Source organism: Pseudobutyrivibrio ruminis, from assembly GCF_015057245.1.
Taxonomy (GTDB): Bacteria; Bacillota; Clostridia; order Lachnospirales; family Lachnospiraceae; genus Pseudobutyrivibrio; species Pseudobutyrivibrio ruminis_E.
The window spans coordinates 36,960-60,812 of sequence record NZ_SVET01000005.1 but is presented as its reverse complement, the minus strand read 5'-3'; the positions used below and the strand labels follow the sequence as shown (position 1 = coordinate 60,812).

The following is a 23,853-nucleotide window of genomic DNA, read 5'->3' as shown; positions in this document are numbered from 1 at the left end:
CTCCAATCATTTTTTATTGTTATACTCTATGTGTTATATCGTTTTCATTATTTCCGAAAGATTTATTGCGCTTAAGCCTTTTTTATTTATCATTTTTTTAATATTGTTTTCATTATCAATAATAGTTATGATAACAGCATCAACTCGTGGCAGTTCTTCATTTAATCCATAATATCTATATTCTTCTATTCTCCTGTTGTCCAAAACATAATCCACATCAATTCCTTCGTTTTGTAGGGAATATAATAATCTGTGTCCCACTTGTCCAAATCCATATATTGCTACAGACTTAACATTTAACAATTCTAATTTTGCTGAAATTGACACTATCTTTTCATAAACATTCGTATTATTCATTTCAAAAATATCTGTCATTCTATACATTCTAAAAAAAGCCAAATTTGGATATATAATCTCCATGTTTTTTACTTTTGGATATATAATGTCAGAAAAACCAGATCGTGATGTAACCACCTTTTTCACATTAATCGCTAATGCTATTAACTCATTTATTTCTAATTCTATATAATTTTTAGCGAAAAGCTCCTTATCTTTATAAGCATTTACTAAAACTGTGTATCCATCTAACTCATATTGTTCTATCAGTTTAAAATACCATTCATAAGGAATTTTCTCTGTTCTAGACGCACTATTCATTTCTGGCGCAATCAATATCGTTTTTTCTAATTCAATCCCTTTTATTTTTGACTTTAAATCCTCTGTCATTGATGGCCATCTTTTAGGTGAAGATAATAGTTCCTTCTCTTTAATTTCCCAAAACCTCTTAAACATTTCTACAAAGGAAATCTTAATATTTAGAAAATCCTCTTCTATCCTTTTTTTATTCCCAAAATGAGGATGCGCTACATAATATTCGCCTTTAATGGGATTTCTATTTGATTCTGCTATTTCAAATAATTCATTTTCGCTGAAATTTTTTACCACGTAGCTATCAATGTCATACATCCACATCAATATTGCATGTTGTGGCCTTATGACGAAAACAATCTCGCTTTGAAATTTTGTCTTCAGGCATTCATAAAATGAGCAACAAAACATTGCATCTCCAAAACCATATGGAATTATAAAGTAATATTTGTTTATATCTCTTCCCATTTTATTTTTCTTTTTCTAATTCCTAGTTTAATACCTTGAACGAAGTAATTCCTTGTTCACGCGCTCTTAGCACAGATGCTTCCGAATCATCAAAATATACTATTTTTTCTTTTGCTATACCATATTTATCCATGACCTTATTTAGCCCTTCTAAATCTGGCTTAAGAACCTTTACATCTTCAGCTGTAATTATCTCATCAAATAGATTTGTGCATTGAAAAACATCAAGTAATTCATATGTATTTTCTTTGGACGCAGTTGTCCAAAGAACAATTACGTACTCTGGCTTAATACATTTCAACAAGTCTAATAGACCATCAAATGTCTTCCCATGTTTTTCTAGTACTGATTTGTATGTTTTCTTCTTGATATCATGAATTCTTTTTATTGCCTCTGCATCGGCTATTCCATATATCTCCGGTAAAAAATCTTTGTAATTCTTACCAAAACATTTTTTTTGAAAATCGCCAAGAGATATTGTTTTGTCAAAACCACTTTCTTTGATTGCAAATTCATAAGCACGATAGTTAGACTCACAAGTATCAAACAAAGTTCCATCCATATCAAATACTGCCATTTTTTTCTTCATTTATATATAGTCTCCTATATAAGAGTTGGCACTAACATTAACAACTTCTCCTCCTGGATATGGTATTGTCTTCTCCGCTTTCTTTATTAGTATTTCATGTGAAATATAACATCCAAAAATAATTTTATAATATTCTATTTCGATATCACTTAACGATTTTACGACCATATCTTTATATGATTCTGGCATCGATGTTAAAAGTATTAGTTGTGCCCCCTCTTTTACTATCTCCTTTACTTTATCTATGTTCTCTTTAATTGGTATTAGCGATTCATTCCAGTCAACATTTGAGAAGAATTTTTCATTCTTTTCAAATAATAGACCATCAATATTGAGTATTACTGTTTTCTTTTCATTTAATACAATATTCCAATCTTTTATTGTTCCCCAATCTTCATAGTCAGCTACTTCAATATTTCTATAAACAGATTTTTTTGTTCCTATTAAATAAGCTATTATATGGCTTAAATAGATTTCATATCTCTTATCACTTACTTCTCTCATGTGGTTATAAGCATCTTCAAATTTTTTCGCATCTTCAAAACCATACATTCCCACACAAATATTTTCTGATACTATTCTTTTTTCAATAATATCTGTTATTATTCCTTGTTCGTTTACTACCAAGAAACTTTTTCCACCTAATCTACCTATTTCTTTATGAAAACTATTAATATTAAGAGATGCAATGTATTCTCCATGATTACTTGAATCTACTTTAATATAATTATCTGAATCTTTTACTGAAAACTGTCCTTCAACATTACATCTAATTAATGTTTCATATACAGTTTCAGCCTGGCAGCTTGTAGGCTCCTCTAACACGCATAACTCATAGCAATTAGAGTTTTCGAAGTCAAATATATTATTCAATATCTCCTTTGCATTAAATTTATCAATATGCTCTTGCAAGATAGTGATAATTATCCTGTCAAATATACCCAATTCAACGCCTTCTATTGCCTTTTTTACCATCATATTTCCGTCTGGATATAATAACATCCATTTAGGGCGCATATTTGGAAAACGACTTGATCTTCCAGCACATGGTATTATTAATGTATTCATATATATATGCTCCTTTACTGCTCAATTTTATTAATCACATATTTTAATTTTTCGTCTAAAAATAATTCAGTTTTATTATCCGATACATATGGATATATCCTTAATAGATTTACTATTAATATATGGTAAATCGTATCCAATATTTCCTTTCCCATTGGCATTCCTAATATTTTTTCCATCAACAAATCTCTAATTACAGTTAGTCGGATTAAGAGATTTTCACTTATATTATTCTGATTTCTATATGACCAGAATAAATCTACGTCCTGAAATATTTTAGCTATATCAATCAACCATGAATCGTAAAAAGAATCTAAACAATCAATAAGATAAAATTCGTTATCCTGAACAATAATATTCTCTAATGTCAAATCTCCATGACAGCTAGAGTTCATTACATATTTCCAAGAATAATTATTTACATATCGTAAACTAGCTTGAACTATCGGTTTATTTTTAACACGTTCGTCTAGTTTTAAGGATTTTATTTTTTCTTTAAAAACATAATCCGCCTCTTTATTTGGCGATTCATAATCAACTATATTCCCCCCTAATATATTTGAAATTTTAATTACATTGTTTAAACTTAATGTTTCAATACTCTCTGCTAATGTTTTTCCATTAAGGTACTCCATTTCAAAGTAAAACAAATTGTTAATCTTACCATTCCCCAAAACCTCACATGTTTTAAAGCCTGGTAGGACGAGATACTCCTGTTTTCTCATCTGAGCAATTAGTCGTTCATTATAATCTTCGCTAGATGAGACTTTTCTAACCACTTTTCTAGAGTAATCATCAACAACATATATTTTGCACCCAGAGTGTCCATTTAATTCAATCATACTTGTTCTATTCTCACACAATCTTTGTTGCACTGTATACGATAATTAATCATCTTACATTCTCACCATAAGTCTTTTCCACTAAGCCTTGCACCAATACCTCCGCCTGGATGATTCACTTTGAAATCATCCAAAGTCACTCCAAGTCTTTTACTCAATTCCAGAGCTATCCCTTGAAGCAGAATTAAATAAACAGTCGTAGAGTTATTTGGAACAATATCCCATTCGTCGCCTTCTTCAAGTAAATTTAAAACTAAAAGTTTATCAACAACTTCTGCCGTCTTACAATCATCATAAAAAGTTAAAAGCCATGTGTTGGTCCCTCGTTGTTTTAAATACTCTGCAAGTGCAACAGTCTCATATGTGTTTCCGCCTTTAGAAAGCAAAAATACAATATCATCCTTTCCAACCATACCAAGGTCTCCGTGAACAGCTGTATTAGTATGGAGAAATCGTGCATCCAATCCAAAAGAATTTAATGTACCTACAAATTTCTCGCAAATAGGCACATTTTTTCCCAATCCGCTCGCAATTATTTTTCCGCCCTTATTCAATGTCGTGACACATTCATCAACCATTTGTTGGTAAATCTCAGTTGGTATAGACTCCATAGAATCAGTCAGCACTTCCAATACTCTTTTATAATAATCAATCATCTTTTATAACCTTTCTTCAATTAAAGGACATCCTCTAAATATAACAATCCATTATAAAATGCTCCGCAAATTGAATCGTAGTCTTGCCATGCGTATGTAGTAAGCGAAAGCCAAATAACTGCATGTAATAGCTTTATTTCATATTCATCTGCACCTGTTAAGTCAAAGAAATCTTGCTCCATCTCTTCCCAATTATTGGATTCAATTTCGAGCTTTACTCCCTCATTAACATCATCCGAAATATGTAACCTAAATCTCTTTAAATTGAACTGATCATAGTTACCTACAATTGAGTAATAAAGCTTTGCCCAATCATACCTAACATCACCGTATAGCTCTGTGAATCCAAAATAACCTCTTGGGTCTATCAACACTGGTGAGTTATCTTCTCTAATCATTAGGTTCGAGAAGGTACAATCGCCATGGATAAATCTAAAATCCTTACAATTTGTTTTCAATTTATCCAGTCTATGCTCAAGCTCCTCTAAATGATAGAAAACGTTTCTGCACTTTCTACCATTAATTGTTATTACTCGCTCTTTTGCAAATGGTACAAGATTTTGCACCTCCTGCAATCTAGCTAGAGTCTTATCAAAATATGCATCTTGAATACTAAACGTATCCGTTGGAATGCTTCCACTTGCATGTAATTTCTTCAGCATTGTTACAAGAGATTCTAGAATCTTTTTCTTGCGTTCGTACTCAAAATCACAATCATATATGTTTCTGCCTTTTATGTATTCCATCTGTAGAGGCTTTGTTTTATATATCTTAGGCAGTTCAGGAATATTTAACAGTTTTGCTTTTTCATACCAAGCAGTCTCACGTTTTGCCAATTTTAGTCCCTGGTCGTCAACTGGCTCTTTTGTGAGAACATCTCCATCGACTGTAATTCTATTGAACGGTCTATATTTGGGGACAGCAAACTTCTTGTATTCTTCTATAAGCCCGAATTCTTTTGTGCCAGCAAGTCCCACCGTTTTAAAATTCAACTCTTTACTGCTGAACCATCTTACTAGCTCCCCGCTTTCTGGAACATCAGCTATTTGTTCTTTGTTTTTGAATAAGAAGAAGCCTGCAACACCATATTCCTCAGAACGTTCTTCCTCGAATACTCCATTTTCATATTTCCATCTACATGGAAATGTCTGAGATAAGCCAACGTAATTGCTTTCAGCCTTGTTACTAGTGTATTCTTCTGGAAGTTCCAAATCTTTTGGTAAAACTAAATCAGACCAAACAAGCATAAACGCTTCATCTTCAGGTATTAGTTCAAGTGCTTGTCCTACTCCAGAACAAGTTCCTGTTCCTTCAGCATCTACTACCTGATATTTAACATCCGCAAATGCAGCTAAGTACTTCCTCAATACCTCCTTCTTGTAATCAGCGATAATAACAAATCTTTTGTCAGGATATTTTCTAAATAGATGAAAAAGCATTGGAAGATTATCCACTGGAACCAATGCCTTAGGTTTATTTTCTGTTAAGTATTCTAGTCTGGTCCCTTTACCACCAGCTTGTACTATTATGTATTCCATATTTACCTCGCACATTTTTTGTATCACTTAAGTATATTTCGGCAATTATGCCCCATTTCTTTAGAAAAAAGGGCCTCGCACCACTAGGTGCGAAGCCCTTAAATTATTACCATATTACCATTACTCCCCACCAAGCATTCAGTTTTAAATTAGCCTAGCTTCCCCATCCGTGGTCCGATTTACTCCACGGATTAATCATTATGTATTAATTATATTGAATATGGTAGGGTTATTCAATAAATATGGGGTGTGGACACAGAATTGTCACAAGGTATTCGTTGTTCTTCGAACTGGCAATGTGCTACTTATAGCAATACCATAATAAATGATCAAATCCATTCCTACTGATACCCGACTTTGATTTCTTTATAACCTCATCGATAGCCTCCTGATATTCGGCATAGGTAGTAATTCTCTTTTTCTCAATTCCATATCGCTCCATATATGATGGAAGCGCCTTGTTCACGATACTATCGTATATGGAATAGTTGTCTCTGTGTTTCCCATCAAACAAATAGAAACAAGCATAGCGGCAGAACTTGCTGGCGAAAGATAGATTTCTTCTGCCTCTATGCGGATTTCCTTTATCACTTTGTCCTACTGGTTTTGTTTCTTTTGCAATAATTTCAATTAATTTGTAATCTGTTTCTTTAGGATTTTTCAGCAGGTACACCAGTTCATCCTGTTCAATATCTGCAATACGTTTTGAAATCACTTTTATATCTCTACCGTCAGTACTCAAATGAGTTTTCTTTTACTTATCTATTGCAGTCACCAGTTCTTCAATTTGAATCCTATATTCACCTGCATAGATATTCTTGTTTCCTATAAGAGCGTTTTTTAGGTGCTGAAATTTGTATGCAACTTTTTTCTGGATTCGTAGTATTAAAATCCAATCATAGCCAGAGTTATGATGAATCATCGCCTCAACACGTGCTACGTTATCTTTTGAAAAATTTATATTGTATGCTCCATGTATCAGCATTGCCTCCTATATCCCATGTTAAGTTCCCTCCTGCGAAATCAAAAATATTATCATACATAACTACTTCAAGCTTCACTGACATCTATTCCGGCACACGTAGCTATTCGGATAATACAACCAACGTTTGAAATAGACTTTTAAGTCTCGAGATTTCTTCATAGTATATTTTTTCTTGGTCTGAAAAATCTGTGACTCCTAGCGTCTTAACTATATTATCTACACGTGCCTTTCTCTTATCGTTAGAAAGCAAATGATCCAAATAAATTCTATAATCGTGTAAAACATATAATGGTGATATCAAAGTTTTAACATCAACCGCCATTCCCATACACCATTTATCTATCAATGATTCTAAGAACTTAATTGACGCCCAGTCTTTATATCCTGCCGTTCGTTCATCTTCAGAATACAACTTCTCATACAACTCTTTTAACGCTTTAACATTGAATCCTTCTACCAGTACTTTATCGAATGCATTAATCACACCATTTACACTTTGTTCAGAGAATACAACTGGTCGATTTATCTTTGCCTCATGTTCTTCACACTCTTCGACCAAATGAGACAAGTCTATACCGTGTTTCTTCTTTACATTTTCAATAAACTGTTTTTTACATAAAACTATCTGCTTTTCAGTTATAGGATCACTGAAAATACAATTCATCTGCGCTTGATAGAATTCGGAACTCATTAATTTATGATCCGATTCAATATTGAATGGTTTAATAATCCCCCTACTTATAGGATCCATAGAATCAATATCGCCTAACCACATAACCATTTTACCGTTTTTATTAAAGCCAAACGGAATCACCCAATCATATTCATAGACTCCTTCAAGGTTAGCTTTTGCAATTTGTCCATAAGATTCTGAAAAAATATCAACATTATACTCCGGCACATTAATGAAATGGACCAACGCCCTCTTTTCAAAATATACCGGAGTTAAAAACCCTTCCGTACCATGCTCTTCATCATATCTTAAACCAGGAATATTGTAGTAATCTCTATGATCGTAAATATAGTTTTCATTTTCACAGTACTTAAATTTTTTCGCATACTCTTTTGGTGTAAACATACCTCTGGTTTGATTTTCTGCAAGCATATTTCTATATGCCCCATCTATAATTTCTTTAGTATATTCTGGTAAAACCTCATCCCCGCACTTTTCACATCGCATTACTAAAATACTTGGAAAATAAAGTGATTTATCTCCAATCGTATAATACACTTCTGTCTCTATCAGTTCTCTTATTCCATCGCACTTAGTACATTTATCAAATTCATATAGTTTACGCTCTTCGTAATAATCTTCATAATCTTTAAAATTTTTGTATACCAAACCTTTCACCTCTACAGATTTTTTCCTCTTAATCTAGTCATCTTTATTTATATCAGGAGTATTAAACATATCTACCCGCTTTTGTTACTTTTTGAAACGCAATCTTCACGACTTAAAATACCTAATATGCATTTAATCAATTTAAGCTATATCCCGTCGCTCTGCCTTCTCCCTCTCTTTTCAATATGCCTTTGTCTATAAGAGACTGCGCCAATCTCAGTGTTTTTGCCTTATTAAATCCAGCTAGTTCTACCATCTCACTTGATGATAAAACACTTGTTTTTGTAAACACATCTACTAACTTTTGTTCATCAGTCGTCATTTTGCCGGATGTATTAATTACCGGTAACACTATCGTTATAGTATTTTCATTAATCAAAAAATCTGGTTTTACAATGTAGTCTCTATATGCTTCAATTATTCTTCTTACCCCAGTTCCAAATATTTCTACATATTTTAATCTGTAAAAAATATTTGCTAATGTTGGATTTCTCAACACTGAAACTCTTCCATTTAGATATTCGTCTTTTGAAATCCCACTAGGAAGTCCACCAGGGGATGATATCTCAATTTTATCTTTATACATTAAAATACGAATATTCGAATTGATATCCCATGTTCTATGTATCAATGCATTTGCTACAGCCTCTCTATATGCATCCGAAGGAATAAGATATTTTTTTTCTCTTACTTGTCCTTCTATTTGTTCATATTGATAATATAGCTCAAATATTTTTATAGCTTCAGCAAACTGCGCTAAAACAGATACATTCACGAAGGATTTTCTATCAAGGAAAATATTTATACTGTCACCGAATCTTGCCATATCTATTCCAGAAAAGTCATTTTCATCAGCAAATAATGCGGCTGCATTATTGTAACTATTTCCATCCACATAAAAGTTCAATGTTTTTAATATATCCTCTGATAATCTATCTATTTTAAGTATTTCTTTTAAACAGCTTTCCAAATATGTGAATCTCAAATCTTGTTTTTCTGATTTTAACTGTTCATAGTATTTATTAGCTCCCTCAAGAGCTAATCTTTTTAACTCTATATTATCAACTTCAATTGTAGCTGTATCACTTCTCTTATATGCTTTACCCTTATAAAAATATGGTTTAGCTATTCCAGCAGATACTTCTAATACGATGATTCTTCCTTTAATTTGAATTGAATAATCTGGCATTGGTGCTATTGAATCATTAATCTTATTTTCTATATTTAAGCATGCTTGTCTTATATCGTCTAAGCCTACAATTTCTCCTTTGTCATTCCTTCCAAACTCAATTGTACCACCTTCATAGTTTGCGTATGCTGAAACAGTCTTTAGAAATGTGTTTGTAACATCTTCTTTCCATTCCAAATATTTTGATTCCTTCATAGTTGCCCCTTTCATATATGTCTATATTATCATCGCTGAAACGAAAATGCAACGATTTCAAAATCGTTGCATTTTCGTTTCAAATACTCATTTATCAATTAATCCATATCTGTAACTATTATTTCAAGTGCCCATAAGACACAAATGGCTTCGCAGCATCAGTCGTGAAGCCATTTTCATTTTACTTTTCCTATCCCAAATATTCCCTCACGCATTCCTCAACTTCTACCACAATCCTCTTCGCCTTCGGCAAGCTCAATCCTATATTCTCTGCCACAGCCAACAAGTCGTTCTCCCCTGGATTAGTTCCATTTCCATTGACTGTAGTTGCGTGCTCGCCTCCAATTGAGTTGCTGTATGTCATATCGTATGCCGGTGAAAGAATCCAGCGATTTTCATTTTCTATATACAAATAGCTAAAATTCTTAGCATGATCATCCCTATTATGAGCATACACATTAAAACACATCCGTCTGAATAACTGTTCACACTCTTCCATTGAACCTGTGAGCTGTAGAGTCAACCGCATGAGTATATTGTAATCAAGATTTGGTGTTCTATTGGATGTCTCCAACAAGCCTGCGGCGGAAACCATGTGCACTCTATCGCAAATACGATTCCCAACTCTATCGAATCTTTTCATTCCGAAATACCCTTCTGTATCTTCAGAATCAAAAAGTCGTACTTCCTCTAGATTTATTCCACACTCCCTTGCACACAAAGCATATTCATATTCTTGCTTTCCAATATTTTTATCATCAAAGGTTGCAGGGAATTTAATTATCCAATCATCTCCATCCACCTTTGTTAAAATCTTTGGACGTGCACCGCCTGATGAGCCGCCCTTTGCAAATAAATAGTCCAATTTATCACTAGACCCGGACAATAAGATTTTTTCACATTCCTTAGCAATTTCGTCCAACGAATAGTCGTCATATTCTTCTTCCATATCTATCACAGGACGATAAGTAAGCGCACCCATTCCAGTCTCGCCAACTATTGCAAGACGCTCCATATTTCCATAAGAAAAAGGATCTATTCCCTTCTTTCTCATTAGACGATCTACTAATAGACGTCCCCAGCCATCAGGCAAACTGTCGGCAAATACTCCGAACAAGCCTTCAAAAGGATCTATCTTTGGCATAAATACGCCTTTTTCTAATGGAAGTGAAAAAGGGCTGATAGAGAATCCCTCTGTCAGCCATTCCTTGCTATATTCAAATGCACACAATGTCCCATTATAGAGTGCCATTGTTCCAACTAATCTATCGTGATAGAAAACATCTAACTTCTTAATTCTGTCCATTTAATATTTCCTCTATAGATTCAAAATTAGGTTGTGTAAATAGAGCCTCCATCTCATTTTCGGCGCGTAGCGCTATTGCAATCTTAGTCAGAGATTGCAACGATATCTCACCTGTCTGTTCAAATCTTTTTATAGAACCTAAGCTTACCCCTGATCTTTCAGCAAGCTCTTTTTGTGATATCTTCTTTCTCTTGCGAAGCTTTTGAACATTGGATGCTACTTCATTATTTATTTCTTTCCATGTCTTTTGATATAAACTAATCATGCTAATATATTAGTCTTTTTCGCCAAAATTGGCAAATATAGCTAATATATTAATCCTCCTACTCGCCACATATCATAAACGCTGGCCTCATACGCTCTATTTCTGACCTATTAATACCATACTTTTGGGCAATATTTTTCCAATTATCTCTTACATTTTCAGCGATTTCATTAACAATTTCTTTAGCTTTCTTTTCATCTAATCCGTAATATGCAGACGTTCTAATTGCTAATTCAAAATCTAAGTCAGATTCTTCGCTATTTACATTAAGAGATAAATAATTTCCATAGATATCTGGGTTTACATCGTACAATGGAGATAATTTCCAACCCGATTTCTCCAAAATAAAACCATGATTTCTGAAATGGTCATCCGTATTAGAAACTGCCATACTAAACACTATGCGCTTCCATAATTCTTCTAAATCTTCTTTAGGCTTACTACCGTTTGCCTTCAGAAATGAAACTATCTCTAAATAACTACTTCCATCACTCGCATTTGCTCCATCTGTTTTTCCCAGCATTGTCATAGCAGACGAAAAATGTATTCGCTCTGTTCCATTTCTATCAAAACGCTTTACCAAAAACGTTGTTCCCAATTTTGAAAATCTTTCCACCTTCGCTTCTGGGACATTTAGTCCACATAGCTGAGCTAACTCGTGTACAACCATTTCCCATGCTCCAGAATCTATATCATCATGTTTAGATGGAAACTTTGCAATCCAAAGACTACCATCAGGTGCCATAACTGATGCTTTTGGTCTTGCACCGCCAAGCGATGAGCCTGGTGCAATTAACTGTTTTAGCCATTTATCGTCTAAGACATTTTCTTCTTTTTCATAAGCTAATGATGCCTGTTCCAATTCTCGCAAAGACGTCCATGGTGGAGTAGCAAAATCCTTATCATTTGACAGATACTCACCATCTTTATCCAGTTTAAATCTGAGTCCACCCATTCTAGCTTCGTCATATACACCTAGTAGATAGTCGCTCTCCATAAGTTTTTTTGGTTTTTCTTGTAGTTCCTTGGCGCAAATTTCTGCCCTTCTGTTCATTAGCCTCCTGCCCCATCTATCAGGGCACGAATCTGCAAAGACGCCAAAAATATTCTTATCATCATTTAAATAATGACGCCCTTTATATAACTGCAAATCAGGGTCTAAGGCCATCTGCTGATAATCCAACCATGAATCCTCATACTCAAAACTATAGAATTCCTTTCCTCTGGATTGAGTTACATTTATTCGGCCAACCAATTCATTTTCATACGGCGCAAAGTCTGCATATACATATATTACTTTTTCTTCACTCATGACATTCCTCATTTTTTGATTCGTTTACGAACAGGCAAATCCAAATCCTGCAGTTTACGGCCCAATTCATCATCCTTTGCGACTAATAACAAATCTTTATCCATATAATTAAGCGCATGTAATACTGCTGCATAGCATCCCATCGCTACAGATGGCGCTCCCTTTTCTATTGCAACCAACGTCGCTCTGCTAATTCCTGCTCTCTCTGCCACAAGCTCAGACGTAAGCTTTCTTCGTAATCTAGCATATTTAATCTGCATTCCCATCTCTGATAGAATCTCTTCTGTTTCTGGTAATAATACAATAGATTTTTTAGCCATAATAAAACATCTCCTTATGTAAATAATTTTAAACATAAGAAGATGTTTTGTCAATTTTTATAGACATTATTCATTTTTCCTGTACATTTCAAGTATATAATTAACATAGGTTTTGATATGTTTCTTTTCATTATCATCAACAGCACGATAAGCTTCAATAACTACCATTTCATCACTTGAAAGATAATATCTACAGCCTATCTCATCCTTTTCTTCATAATCCAACAATTCAGCTGTGGTAATTCCAAGTGCCTTGCAAATAACAGGTATTTTGTCTACTCCTGGATTGTACTTTTTCTTTTTCCAATCGCTAACAGTACTTTCTGGTATTCCTGTAGCTTTTGAAAAATCTTTCTGGGTCATTCCTTTTGCTTTAATTAATTCAAATATTTTCTCATATACTTGTTTTCCCATAATATAGCCCTAGTCCTTTTAGATATCTGCATTAAGTATACCTAAATACACAAAGACATTCTAGCTACAATTCATTTTTTAGGATGCGCCATTATACTACGTAATGTAGTTGCTTTTCATTTATTCTATTAATCACAATTGTATTTATCTTCCTACTTTTTAAAGCTTTTAATTTTATATTATCATCGTCATCATATGTTTCATAACCTAGCTCTATATCTTCTGGCGAAATGTACATAGTACCTAAACTATAATTATATTTTATATCTGCTGGTGAAAAACTTATCTCGCCGGAATAATGATTATTTTTATTTCTAATATCAACTGATATTTCCGACTCACTAAATGAATCCATTAAGAATCTTTTATTAGTCAGTATTTCTCCATCATCAAAAAGCACCTGTAGTTTATACTGTTCTCTATCAATATTTACAATATTCAAATCTTTAATTGCTTCTGCGAAACATAATCCTTTGTTCACTTCGTAAGCTATTGCCCTTAGGCAATCATAATTAAGAGAAACTCTTGTCGAAAAGCAAATAACATTATCTATTTCTCCATAATATTCAGCTTTCAGTTTGTCTTCCAAATACTTTCTAATCTCACCAGCAGTTGGATAATCAAATCTAAAATGATAATGAAATCTTCCTGGTCTATTGACCAAAAAACTATTTAGTCCTCTTATTTCATTACATGTAACCACAAACAATTTCTTCCCCTGTGATACACCATCAAATAATGACAGCATACTTGTTTGAGGATTACATTCATCATCTCTACTTGACGAAAAGGTTTTATCAAATTCATCTAGAAGAACCATCACTTCTTGGTCTATCTTATCGAGAAATGCCCCAATGCCTTCAATATATTTATCAACAATTATTACAGGCTTATTGTCATTGACCATCTCCACACCAAGCATTCTAGCAAATAGCGATTTTCCTATCCCTTTATCACCACTTAAAATCACGCCTAAATTGCGATTAAACTCTTTAAATGAATCAATTACTTTGTGTACTTTTTCATCGTGAACCCCATATATGACTTGTTCTTTTATATCAAATTTATAGTATTTCTCTAAAAAGAAGCCCTCTCCTTTAACAAACCTAACAACATAATATCCAGCTGGAATTCTATCATATGTTTTTAGATCATCTGGAAAAATGCTATATTTCTCACCTGTGCTAATAACTTTCATTTATCTCATCCTCCGTATTATATTTGTATAATCCGATATGTCGTATCTCAACGCATAATATAACACCTATCACAAATTTATGCAATAGGTGTCATATATCTTGCTTCATGGATTTTAAACCTCCCCCATCACCTTCACATACTCTTCCTTCTTATCCCTCATAATCTCAAAGCCTTCCAGAATCTCCTCCAGCCCGAACTTATGAGTGATCAGCTTCTCAGGCTTCACTGTGCCCAGCTGCAATCTGCTAAGCACGTAGTGCCAGTCGTCGGTGGTGTCGTGGGTGAAGGATGAGTTCCAGGTGCCCACCAGGGTTAGCTGGTTGCGTAGGATTTGCCAGTATGCGTGACGGTCTATGTTCATATCACTGGATGGGTTGCCCACTGTGCATACCACGCCGCCAGGTGCAGCTGCGTTGATTCCGGTGATGAGGCTTTCTATGGAGCCCACGCACTCGAAGAAAAGATCCACATCTGAAATCTCTTTTACATAGTGAGCTTCGTCCACGCCAAACTCAAAGGCTTTCTGCCTTTGTATCTCTTTTTTTCCGATGGTATACACATTTTCAAATCCCATGTCCTTCAAAAACATGGTCACTAGCAAGCCGATAGTACCAAGACCTATTACAGCCACCTTAGCTTTGCGAAGCTGGCCCAAATCCTGCAAGTCCTTACCGCAGGTTCTCAACCCCTGCCTAATGGCATGCACTGCCACAGCCATTGGCTCCATCATTGCAGCCTGCTCCATGGCAACGCTGCTGCCCAGCTCCATAAGATTCCATTCTGGCACTGCCACATATTCGGCGAAGCCGCCATCCACACGGGAGCCCAAATAAGAGTAGTTTTTGCACATTTCGTATTTCTTTTCCACACAGCAAGGGCACTTCTTGCATGGAATAAGTGGAAAGATTCCAACAGCCTTACCGGCCCAGTCACCAGACACGCCTTCACCAACTTCACAGACCTCGCCTGCAAATTCGTGACCTATCACAAGTGGCATGTTGTGGGCGCCGTCTTTATAAGCTCTTGGTATGTCCGATCCGCAGATTCCGCAGGCCTTTACATGCACTAAAACCTCCCCCTGTTTAGGGGAAGGTTTTGCTATATCATCTATTTTGATTTTTCCAACATCTTCTAAAACTAATGCCTTCATTTCATCGCCTTTATCTGTTCAGTAAATCGTTCTAAATCATCACTTGTAGTGATTTTAAAATTGCCCTCGTCCCCTGCAATCATATGCATCTTCATGCCTGCCATCACTGCAGGTTCTGTAGAGCCGTTGATTCGCATAATCTCTCCCGAACTAACTAGCTTCTCGTTCGCCTCCAAATATTTACCGTACACAAAAGTTTCTGGTGCCTGCCCAGCAAAAATCTCCTGACGATTCAAAAGTGAATCAATCTCCAAACCGTCCTTGCTCAAATAAACTGTATCCTTCATTGGAAGGACTGGAATGACTCCGTCGTATCCACTTATAGCTTCAAACGAATCCTGGATTGTTGATAACCTAAGATTCGGTCTGGCTGCATCGTGGATAAACACGTTATCATCGTCGCTGGCAAAATCTCTGATATCCTTCAGCCCATTGTAGATAGACAGCTGTCTATTCTCTCCTGGCTTTGAGAAACCACAAATCTTTTTCTCCACACCGTACTGCGCAGCCCAATATTTAATCAAATCTGCCCATTCATCATGAGCTACAATTTGAATCTTATCAATTAATTCGCTTTTCTCTAGGGTCTCCATGCAATACATGATGATTGGTTTCCCTTCCACATCCAGATACTGCTTTGGCTTCTGCGAACCAAGCCTGCTGCCGGTTCCCCCTGAAAGTAAAATCGCTATATTCATACGCTTACCTACAAGTTCATGTTTCTAATATCCTTGATAATCTCATCATATGGACGTCCCTGGCCAAACAGCAGTGTAGTTCCAAGAACAAATCCATCAAGTCCCATTGGCGCGTATTTCATAATCTTGTCCTTTGCGCAGGCGCCATCCCAGTATAGCTTGAAGTCCATTTCTTCCTTCAACTCCAAAAGACGTTCCACCTTCTGACCAACGTAAGGCAGATACATCTGACCAGCGTTTCCAGGATTTACAGACATTACTAAAACCTTATCAACAATGCGAAGCATCTCCATTACCGTTTCAATACTTGTACCTGGGTTGATAGCAATTCCAGGAATCATCCCTGCATCGATAATCTTCTGCAATGTTGTGGATGGATGATATTCTGCCTCAGGATGGATGTAGATGGTATCGCCCTTTCTCAAATTCCTGATAAACAAATCGATTGTGTTGCTAGGGTGCTCAACCATCAAATGAACATCCATTGGCTTAAAAGTAACCCTGGAAATATATGTCATATCATTCAAAGACATGGCAAAATTTGGCACATATCGACCATCCATAATATCGATATGGAAAGAATCGATTCCTGCGTTTTCCAAATCATTTACTTCTCTGGCCAAATGTCCATAGTTGGCACACATCATTGATGCATTTAATTCAAAGCTCATACGCTCTCCTTTTCAAGCACATCCACATTTTGGATCATGATTGGTTTTTCTAATTTCTCATACAACTGCACAAGACTACTTGGGTCCCCGTAATAAGCGTCGCTGATAATAATTGCCCTATCCATATCTGGAGTATCATCATAGATGCCCCAGCCTTCCGAACGATAATCCTCAATTATCTTTTTATACTGGTCTCTGATTTCAGGAACCATACTTTCGATGGTTGCCATAGTAAGTGGATGTGGACGCCACAAAAGGGCTACATCATCCTTGCACTCCTTGAATACTTCCAAGGCATCCTTTATCTTATCAATCATTTTTTGCTTCTGATTGAGCATAGCAACTACGCTTGTATTGTAAAAAATGATTTTCTTTCTACTGCCATCTGGCTTAGTGATAATCTTCTTCCAATCTTCTGGAATATCCTGCTCTTCTTTCGACATACGAAGCAGCTTTTCTACCTTTGGCGAGCCTGTACCTTTTATTTTGGCCTCCCAGCTAGGTCTGGTATCTTCTCCAAACTGAGCAGTAAGCACTCTGATATAGGCCTCACGCATCTGTTCCGACTGAACAATAACCTCATCTGCGTTTACCACACCCTTAGATAGCACATATCCCTTCAAGCTCTCAAGCACATCAGGATTGTCCACGTCTGGCTCCGCCAATACGAAGTATGGTATGTAAATAAGCTTGTCTGTAAACTTTTTGATGTTATCCGTATAGAAATATGGATGTACCGATGTTACGTAATTCCAATCATCATATGGATTGTGGATGTACACCTCATCTGGATGAACGCCCATAAAATCGAAGTTTTCAAATGAAACTACTGGCACATTATCAGGATAGTCATTTCCTTCATAGTGCATTTCTTTCACTGAACCATCCGGATTTTTGTCGAAATAAGGTATCGGAATTACGATAGCTGTACAGTTTGGATCCTCATTTGCCTTCATCCAAACGCTCTCAAGTGAATCCCACATGCTCGCCTTATATGGCAAAAACACTTTCACCGTAGTGATGGTGATATCCCTGTTTGCACTTTCTTCAATTCTATTAACCATGGTATCGAGGCGGGCCTTGGCAGAATCTGCCGACAAGCCCCTTTCAGACTGAATCTCCTCGTGAATTTCATATAGAACTTCGCAAAATTCTTCCAGCAATTTTACTGTTGGATGACCTTCCCCCTCTTCACCCTCGATAAAAGTGCCGAAATCAATCGCGCGCTGTTGGCACATTTCCAGATATGAACATGCCCCTTCAACATCCACATTTTTTGCGGATAAACTTGTGTAGATTCCTTCTACAATCTTCCTAAATAATGCAATGTAATTAGTAATTTGTTTAGCCTTAGACTGTCGCATCAATTAGTCTCCTATTTTTCTACAAACTCCCCAATCGCCTCTACCGTAGCCTCTGTCTGCTCTTCCACGGTGATTGTAGGCTCGCCATCCCCAGACTGCATGCCATAGTCCCCAAAGTATCCGTGGCAGCCACCCTGGATAATCACCTCTTCATAATCTGCAGGCAGATTTGCCAAGTTTTCATTATATTTCTCCATATTTAATACGCCGTCTTCAGAACCGCGGATTGATAAAACATTCATAGCTGGTTCATCTGTCAAATCCTTGGTAGAGTATGCGGCAAGAAGAATCAGTCCTTCGTATTCGCTCTGATGTCTGTCGGCATAAAGCGATGCCATGGCTCCGCCCAAACTGTGGCCGCCTAAGTACCACTCATCGATTTGGGGATACTTAGCCTGGATGCCTCTGGCCCCATTTGCATCAAACATGGCCAGATAGTATGGCATTTCAACAATGATGCACATGATATCCTGCTCTGCCAGCTGTTCCATCAAAGGAGCATATGCTTCCGACTCTACCAGCCCGCCTGGATAAAAAATAAATCCAGCCACTGGATTTTCCGGCTCAAATACGATTGTATTATCAACATACTCCACAGTTACTCCCTCTGCTGGATTGTTGATGTACTCCATGGCTCTATCTGCAGCCTGATAATAATTATTTACATAGCTATAGAACTTAACTACGATTGCAACGATTAACACAAGGACAATAATCCCTGTAATTCTTAACTTTTTTCCCTTATTACTTTTCATTTATACCCTTATTAACCCTTTTCTAGAATGCCCCTCAATGTACCGCCAGTCTGTTAATCTGGGTTGCTATATAACCTGCTCCGTAACCATTGTCGATGTTTACCACCGAAATTCCATTGGCACATGAATTAATCATGGTAAGAAGTGCAGATATTCCGCCCATGTTGGCCCCATAGCCTACGCTAGTTGGCACAGCAATAACCGGAACCTTAACCAGTCCGCCTACCACTGACGCCAGTGCGCCTTCCATGCCTGCCACTGCCACCACGCAGTTGGCTTCATTTAAAGTATCTACGTTTTCAAGCAATCTATGAATTCCGCTTACTCCCACATCGAAAACCCTAGTTGCCTTACTTCCAAAATACTCGATTGTTTGTGCTGCTTCCTCTGCTACAGGAATATCTGCTGTGCCAGCTGTAAGCACTGCCACATTTCCGATAAGCTCCTGCTCTTTAAAATCAGGCTTTTTTGCCTTGAGAATCCTGCTCACTTTATCATAAGTGGCTGTTGGCAATACCGCCTTTACGATTTCGTATTGATGCTCCGTTGCTCTGGTGCCAAACACGCAGCCATCTCTTTCGTACATCTTTTGATAGATATCTACCAGAAAGTCATCCATTTTGCCCTGGCAAAAAATCACTTCTGGGAATCCTGTCCGATTCTTTCGATCAAAGTCCAAGTTTGCAAATTCCATTCAGAATCCTCCTAGATACCTCCATTATAATGGAAATGCAATAAAAATAAAACGGGGGTAGCATTGCTACCCCTACATTATCGTTTACATCATTTCCATATAAGCTTCTGCGATTCTCTTATAGTCAATCTGGTTGGTGATCTTTTCTACTTTGAAATCTTCCTCTCCAACCTTTACTCTGTAGATGAAGCAGCCCTCATCGCTAACTGTGTCTCCATCCACCAAAGCTGCTGCAACATAGCCCTTATTCTCAAACTCGAACTGGTCTATTACAGCCATCTCAACCTCATCGCCATCTTTAGTGTTAACCACAAATGTGATGTACTCTTTGAATTCATTATCCATCGTTGGGAACCTCCTTCTAGGATTCATAGCTCTCCCCGACTATAGGAAATATTGTACAATAGATTTGTGTATAAGTTTAGCAAAATTTATGAATTAAAAGCGAATATCCGGTGAATGCGAGGCGCATTTCACATTCTATCCCCAATTGTCGTCCTCATTAGGAACCTCATAAGTTAATGGAAGCGTTGTGAACCTAGATGTCTTCTCCATCAACGCATTTGCCTCTGCCGACAACTCTTCAAATATTGCTTTAATTTCCTCTATATCGTCTGTCTCATTTATTCCCATAGCAAAGCTCTGCAAATTGATAGCAGAAAACTGAATATCGGCAATCATATCGTTAAATCTAGCTTTGATAGAATTAACCGACATACTGATATCATTCATCTCACCTGGAAACTCATCCATATCAGCCACGGCCAAATTTCCCTGCTCCATCTCGGACAGAACATGCTGCTGAATATGGATAATATCTGAAAGCTCCGCCAAAGTCATAGCCAGCTTGTTCTGCAAATCACCTATTTCATCATCTGCCACGGCAAAATCGATAGGTGTTGAGAAATCCCCCTCCATGATTCTATCCATTGCTGGATTGATTTTATCCAAAGGCTTAAGCACTTTTCTAACTGTATAGGTAATATCCCCAACTGCAAGAAGAGCACAGATAATTGCCACAATTATACTGATTCTTATTCCTCTATCAACATGCGACAGGAATCCTTTTTCTGGATATGCCACTGCCACCGTCCAGCCACTGTCATGGAGCTTTGTCACCGAATATACCATCTCTGTGCCAGTGTAATCCTTTGCCGTAATATATTCACCCTTGGAATCCAGCACTTCCTCAAGCTCTGGCATTACCTCCACTGCGGATACAATCGCCTCTGATGTTGGATTGTACTGAGAATTTGGATGGACGATTATATTTTCCTGACTATCAAGCAGAAATCCGTAAGAGCCTTCCTCGAAATCGATTGTATTCATAAATTCCTGAATACTCTCAATATCTGCATCCACTGCCACTACGCCAACCATTGTGGTTCCCCAATATACTGGCGTTGCCACCGTAACCATCATTACATCTGGCCTGGTTGCACTTGCATATGGGTCAATCACAACTGTGTGACCGTATTTTGCAGCTTTTTGATACCAGCCTCTCCTTCTTGGATCCACACCAGTTGATTTAAAATCGATTCCCCTAGCCATTGTCATGTTTCCATGATAGTCAGAGAAGTATACATAGAAAAACTCAGGATGATTAAGAGCCACTCTATCTACAACCGCCCTTACTGTAGCCTCATTTAAATCTCCGATTGCCGTAAGGCTGGTTGCCATATCCTCGGTTACTGTGGCCATATCATTCAACCAGCTTTGAACCTCATTAGCACTCATCTGAGTAGCCAATTCAAGCTTAGTCTCCTGCTGTTCTATTATTCTTCTAGACAAATAAACCAGGTTGATAACTGTCATAACTGTAATAGTAATTACCAACGCTGCAATCACATGTCTTGTTATCTTTCTTCTGATAGATGAACGCTTCCTATTTTTCATTCTGAATCCTCTCAAATTCACAATGTCACTAAGGTACTATACGAGTATCTTAGTATATAAATAAGAGAATTCTGTGAAAAAACTATTTAATTTCTCGCAAAAACAAAGCAATCGTAGCGAATCGCTTTGCCCTCCAAACTGTAGCTTGGCTTTCTATCTGCCAAGTATGGTCCCTTAAGTGGACGCTTGATTACAATTCGTTTTGGATTCGCCGCCACTGCTGCATCTAAAAGTTGTTCTTCTGTAGAACATGGGCTTTCCAGCCTTTGTATCAGCTGGAATTTTTTCTTTATCAGCGCACTCTTTTGTCTTGCCGGAAACATTGGATCAAGCAGCACGATATCTGGCTTAAAATCCAGTTTTCTCATGCCTTCCGTGCTATCTCCGCAAACCAACTTCATTCGCCCTACCGCTTCTTTCAGCTCTGGAATTTCCAATGCTCGTTCCATACCATCCTTCAAAAGGACAGCTATTACTTCATCAAATTCATAAAGCTGCACCTGAAAACCTGCTGCCGCTAAAATAAGGGAATCCTCCCCAAATCCTGCAGTTGCATCGATAAGAGTCTGCGGCATTGGCTGCCCCTTTATTCTGGCGGCCTTCACAAGCATCTCTCGTTGAAGATTGCTCTGCTTTAATCTTGGAAGCATTTCCCTAAAATCAACCATTATAGAAAGCTCACCGTCAGTCAAAGTGAGGCCCTCAGCATTTTGCTGAAGGCTCAAATTAACTGCGGCAAGCTTTGTATTAAATCTTAATAATTCTTCATTTGTCATGAACTATTTGTCCTCTTTGCGAAGAAGATCCATCTTCATGTTGTAGTAGTTTGGAGTCATATCTAGGTAGTGCTTGTGAGGATTCTCGAAACGCTGCTCCTCAGGCCATACACTTGTCTCCAATTGAGTTTTAACACGGTTGCGGATTGTCTCCATATCCTCATCCTCAACTACTGGCTTTCCGCCGCGGATAAGAGGTTGCTGCAACAACTCTGCTGTGCAGTTTTCAAAGATGTGTGTGCTCTTCCATGGCTGCTCTGGGTCTACAAATTTGTATCCACCCTCTGCAGTTATATCCACTTCCTCGCCCTTAATGGCAAGCAAATCTGCAACTGCTCTACCGTGCTCATCCTTAATTCTATATACATCCTTTAATCCAGGATTTGTAATCTTTTCAACAGTTTCTGAAATCTTGATCTTTGGAATCACCTGGCCAGTCTTTGGATCTGTAACTGCACAAAGCTTGTAAACAGCACCAAATACAGGCTCTGACTTTGCAGTGATAAGTCGCTCACCTACACCAAATGAATTTACCTGTCCACCCTGCTGAAGGATAGATGTGATAGTGTACTCATCCAAAGAATTGCTTACGATGATTTTGGCATCTGTAAAGCCAGCATCATCAAGCATCTTTCTAGCTTTCTTTGTAAGATATGCCAAGTCGCCAGAGTCGATCCTGATACCAAAGCTCTTTGATTCAATGCCGGCATCCTTCATTTCCTGGAATACCTTAATAGCGTTTGGCACGCCTGATTTTAAAACGTTGTATGTATCTACCAAAAGGATACAGTTGTTAGGATAGCTCTTTGCAAAACTTCTGAAGGCTGCAAGCTCAGAAGTACGGTAATCGTTATCATCTGATGTGAAGTACATTACATAGCTGTGGGCCATAGTTCCACCGATTGGAATATCAAAGTACTGGCCTGCAGAAACTGTTGCTGTACCGCTGGCGCCACCGATATATGCTGCTCTAGCACCGTAAATAGCTGCGTCGTTGTTGTGAGCACGTCTTGCTCCAAAATCTGAAACTGCACGACCTGCTGCTGCACGAACAATACGGCTAGCCTTTGTTGCAATCAATGACTGGTGGTTAACCTGAGCCAAAATCTCTGTCTCCACAAGCTGTGCCTCAATGATAGGGGCAGTAACTGTGATAATTGGCTCGTTAGGATACATGATAGTTCCCTCTGGGAATGCATCCACATCACCTGTAAACTTGAAATCCTTAAGATACTCAAGGAAGTTCTCAGTGAAGTGTCCCACACTTCTCAAATACTCAATATCCTCATCAGTGAAGTGCATGTTAAGAAGATAGTCCTTAACCTGCTGAAGTCCTGCAAAAATTGCAAAACCGCCTCCATCTGGATTTACTCTGTAAAACACATCAAAGCTAACCCTGGTATTGTTATCAATAGTAGGGTCGTTAAAGTACGCATTTGCCATAGTAAGTTCGTACTCATCCATCATCATGGTAAGATTACGAGCTTTATCCTGTGTCTGCTTCATCATTTC

The 23,853-nt window shown here is 37.3% G+C and carries 26 protein-coding genes; all 26 read right to left on the bottom strand.

The features are described 5' to 3' along the window. Window positions 1–33: 33 nt before the first annotated feature. The gene (locus E7274_RS06030; RefSeq protein ID WP_304174545.1) at window positions 34–1,116 is read right to left on the bottom strand and encodes a hypothetical protein; all 1,083 of its coding nucleotides are present in this window, start codon (window positions 1,114–1,116) and stop codon (window positions 34–36) included. A gap of 22 nt (window positions 1,117–1,138) precedes the next feature. Next, entirely contained in the window at window positions 1,139–1,705 is a 567-nt protein-coding gene (locus E7274_RS06025; protein WP_304174543.1) for an HAD family hydrolase, read from the bottom strand. Further along, window positions 1,706–2,773 carry a hypothetical protein gene (locus E7274_RS06020; protein WP_304174541.1) on the bottom strand — a complete coding sequence of 356 codons (1,068 nt, stop codon included), beginning with the start codon at window positions 2,771–2,773 and terminating at the stop codon, window positions 1,706–1,708. Between the two features lie 14 nt (window positions 2,774–2,787). Beyond that, window positions 2,788–3,615 (bottom strand): phosphotransferase, encoded by an 828-nt coding sequence (locus E7274_RS06015; protein ID WP_304174540.1) that lies wholly within the window; start codon window positions 3,613–3,615, stop codon window positions 2,788–2,790. Between the two features lie 62 nt (window positions 3,616–3,677). Further along, window positions 3,678–4,271 (bottom strand): SIS domain-containing protein, encoded by a 594-nt coding sequence (locus tag E7274_RS06010; protein ID WP_304174538.1) that lies wholly within the window; start codon window positions 4,269–4,271, stop codon window positions 3,678–3,680. Window positions 4,272–4,291: 20 nt separating this feature from the next. Then, window positions 4,292–5,809, bottom strand: coding sequence for a phosphotransferase (locus E7274_RS06005; protein WP_304174536.1), 1,518 nt, complete (start codon window positions 5,807–5,809; stop codon window positions 4,292–4,294). 301 nt (window positions 5,810–6,110) lie between these two features. Further along, window positions 6,111–6,524, bottom strand: a complete 414-nt coding sequence (locus E7274_RS06000) for a hypothetical protein (protein ID WP_304174534.1) — start codon at window positions 6,522–6,524, stop codon at window positions 6,111–6,113. Window positions 6,525–6,563: 39 nt separating this feature from the next. Continuing rightward, on the bottom strand, window positions 6,564–6,794 hold the full coding sequence (locus E7274_RS05995) for a hypothetical protein (RefSeq protein WP_304174532.1): 231 nt from the start codon (window positions 6,792–6,794) through the stop codon (window positions 6,564–6,566). Between the two features lie 100 nt (window positions 6,795–6,894). Further along, window positions 6,895–8,136 (bottom strand): hypothetical protein, encoded by a 1,242-nt coding sequence (locus tag E7274_RS05990; RefSeq protein ID WP_304174530.1) that lies wholly within the window; start codon window positions 8,134–8,136, stop codon window positions 6,895–6,897. Between the two features lie 136 nt (window positions 8,137–8,272). Beyond that, window positions 8,273–9,520: an ATP-binding protein gene (locus E7274_RS05985; RefSeq protein ID WP_304174528.1), complete on the bottom strand. Its 1,248-nt coding sequence runs from the start codon at window positions 9,518–9,520 to the stop codon at window positions 8,273–8,275. Window positions 9,521–9,710: 190 nt separating this feature from the next. Next, window positions 9,711–10,826, bottom strand: coding sequence for a type II toxin-antitoxin system HipA family toxin (locus E7274_RS05980; protein WP_304174526.1), 1,116 nt, complete (start codon window positions 10,824–10,826; stop codon window positions 9,711–9,713). Further along, window positions 10,813–11,091, bottom strand: a complete 279-nt coding sequence (locus E7274_RS05975) for a helix-turn-helix domain-containing protein (protein ID WP_304174524.1) — start codon at window positions 11,089–11,091, stop codon at window positions 10,813–10,815. The genes E7274_RS05980 and E7274_RS05975 overlap by 14 nt, the downstream gene beginning before the upstream one ends. A 58-nt stretch (window positions 11,092–11,149) precedes the next feature. Then, the gene (locus E7274_RS05970) at window positions 11,150–12,403 is read right to left on the bottom strand and encodes a type II toxin-antitoxin system HipA family toxin (RefSeq protein WP_304174522.1); all 1,254 of its coding nucleotides are present in this window, start codon (window positions 12,401–12,403) and stop codon (window positions 11,150–11,152) included. Window positions 12,404–12,411: 8 nt separating this feature from the next. Next, window positions 12,412–12,723, bottom strand: coding sequence for a helix-turn-helix domain-containing protein (locus E7274_RS05965; protein ID WP_304174520.1), 312 nt, complete (start codon window positions 12,721–12,723; stop codon window positions 12,412–12,414). A gap of 66 nt (window positions 12,724–12,789) precedes the next feature. After that, entirely contained in the window at window positions 12,790–13,137 is a 348-nt protein-coding gene (locus E7274_RS05960) for a helix-turn-helix transcriptional regulator (protein WP_304174518.1), read from the bottom strand. 91 nt (window positions 13,138–13,228) lie between these two features. After that, window positions 13,229–14,335: an AAA family ATPase gene (locus tag E7274_RS05955; protein ID WP_304174516.1), complete on the bottom strand. Its 1,107-nt coding sequence runs from the start codon at window positions 14,333–14,335 to the stop codon at window positions 13,229–13,231. Window positions 14,336–14,449: 114 nt separating this feature from the next. Further along, window positions 14,450–15,487, bottom strand: coding sequence for a galactitol-1-phosphate 5-dehydrogenase (locus E7274_RS05950; RefSeq protein WP_304174514.1), 1,038 nt, complete (start codon window positions 15,485–15,487; stop codon window positions 14,450–14,452). Continuing rightward, window positions 15,484–16,185, bottom strand: coding sequence for an IspD/TarI family cytidylyltransferase (locus E7274_RS05945; RefSeq protein WP_304174512.1), 702 nt, complete (start codon window positions 16,183–16,185; stop codon window positions 15,484–15,486). The genes E7274_RS05950 and E7274_RS05945 overlap by 4 nt, the downstream gene beginning before the upstream one ends. Before the next feature lie 8 nt (window positions 16,186–16,193). Continuing rightward, window positions 16,194–16,856 carry a ribulose-phosphate 3-epimerase gene (locus E7274_RS05940; protein WP_304174509.1) on the bottom strand — a complete coding sequence of 221 codons (663 nt, stop codon included), beginning with the start codon at window positions 16,854–16,856 and terminating at the stop codon, window positions 16,194–16,196. Continuing rightward, on the bottom strand, window positions 16,853–18,220 hold the full coding sequence (locus E7274_RS05935; RefSeq protein WP_304174508.1) for a hypothetical protein: 1,368 nt from the start codon (window positions 18,218–18,220) through the stop codon (window positions 16,853–16,855). The genes E7274_RS05940 and E7274_RS05935 overlap by 4 nt, the downstream gene beginning before the upstream one ends. Before the next feature lie 11 nt (window positions 18,221–18,231). Next, window positions 18,232–18,975: an alpha/beta hydrolase gene (locus E7274_RS05930; protein ID WP_304174506.1), complete on the bottom strand. Its 744-nt coding sequence runs from the start codon at window positions 18,973–18,975 to the stop codon at window positions 18,232–18,234. Between the two features lie 34 nt (window positions 18,976–19,009). Then, window positions 19,010–19,669 (bottom strand): nickel pincer cofactor biosynthesis protein LarB, encoded by a 660-nt coding sequence (gene larB, locus E7274_RS05925; RefSeq protein ID WP_044936460.1) that lies wholly within the window; start codon window positions 19,667–19,669, stop codon window positions 19,010–19,012. 84 nt (window positions 19,670–19,753) lie between these two features. Next, window positions 19,754–20,014 (bottom strand): DUF1292 domain-containing protein, encoded by a 261-nt coding sequence (locus E7274_RS05920; RefSeq protein ID WP_044936461.1) that lies wholly within the window; start codon window positions 20,012–20,014, stop codon window positions 19,754–19,756. 135 nt (window positions 20,015–20,149) lie between these two features. Then, entirely contained in the window at window positions 20,150–21,565 is a 1,416-nt protein-coding gene (locus E7274_RS05915) for a sensor histidine kinase (protein ID WP_304174504.1), read from the bottom strand. A gap of 86 nt (window positions 21,566–21,651) precedes the next feature. Then, entirely contained in the window at window positions 21,652–22,341 is a 690-nt protein-coding gene (locus E7274_RS05910; RefSeq protein WP_304174502.1) for a class I SAM-dependent methyltransferase, read from the bottom strand. A 3-nt stretch (window positions 22,342–22,344) separates the two neighbouring features. After that, entirely contained in the window at window positions 22,345–23,847 is a 1,503-nt protein-coding gene (locus E7274_RS05905) for a nicotinate phosphoribosyltransferase (protein WP_304174693.1), read from the bottom strand. Between the last annotated feature and the right edge of the window lie 6 nt (window positions 23,848–23,853).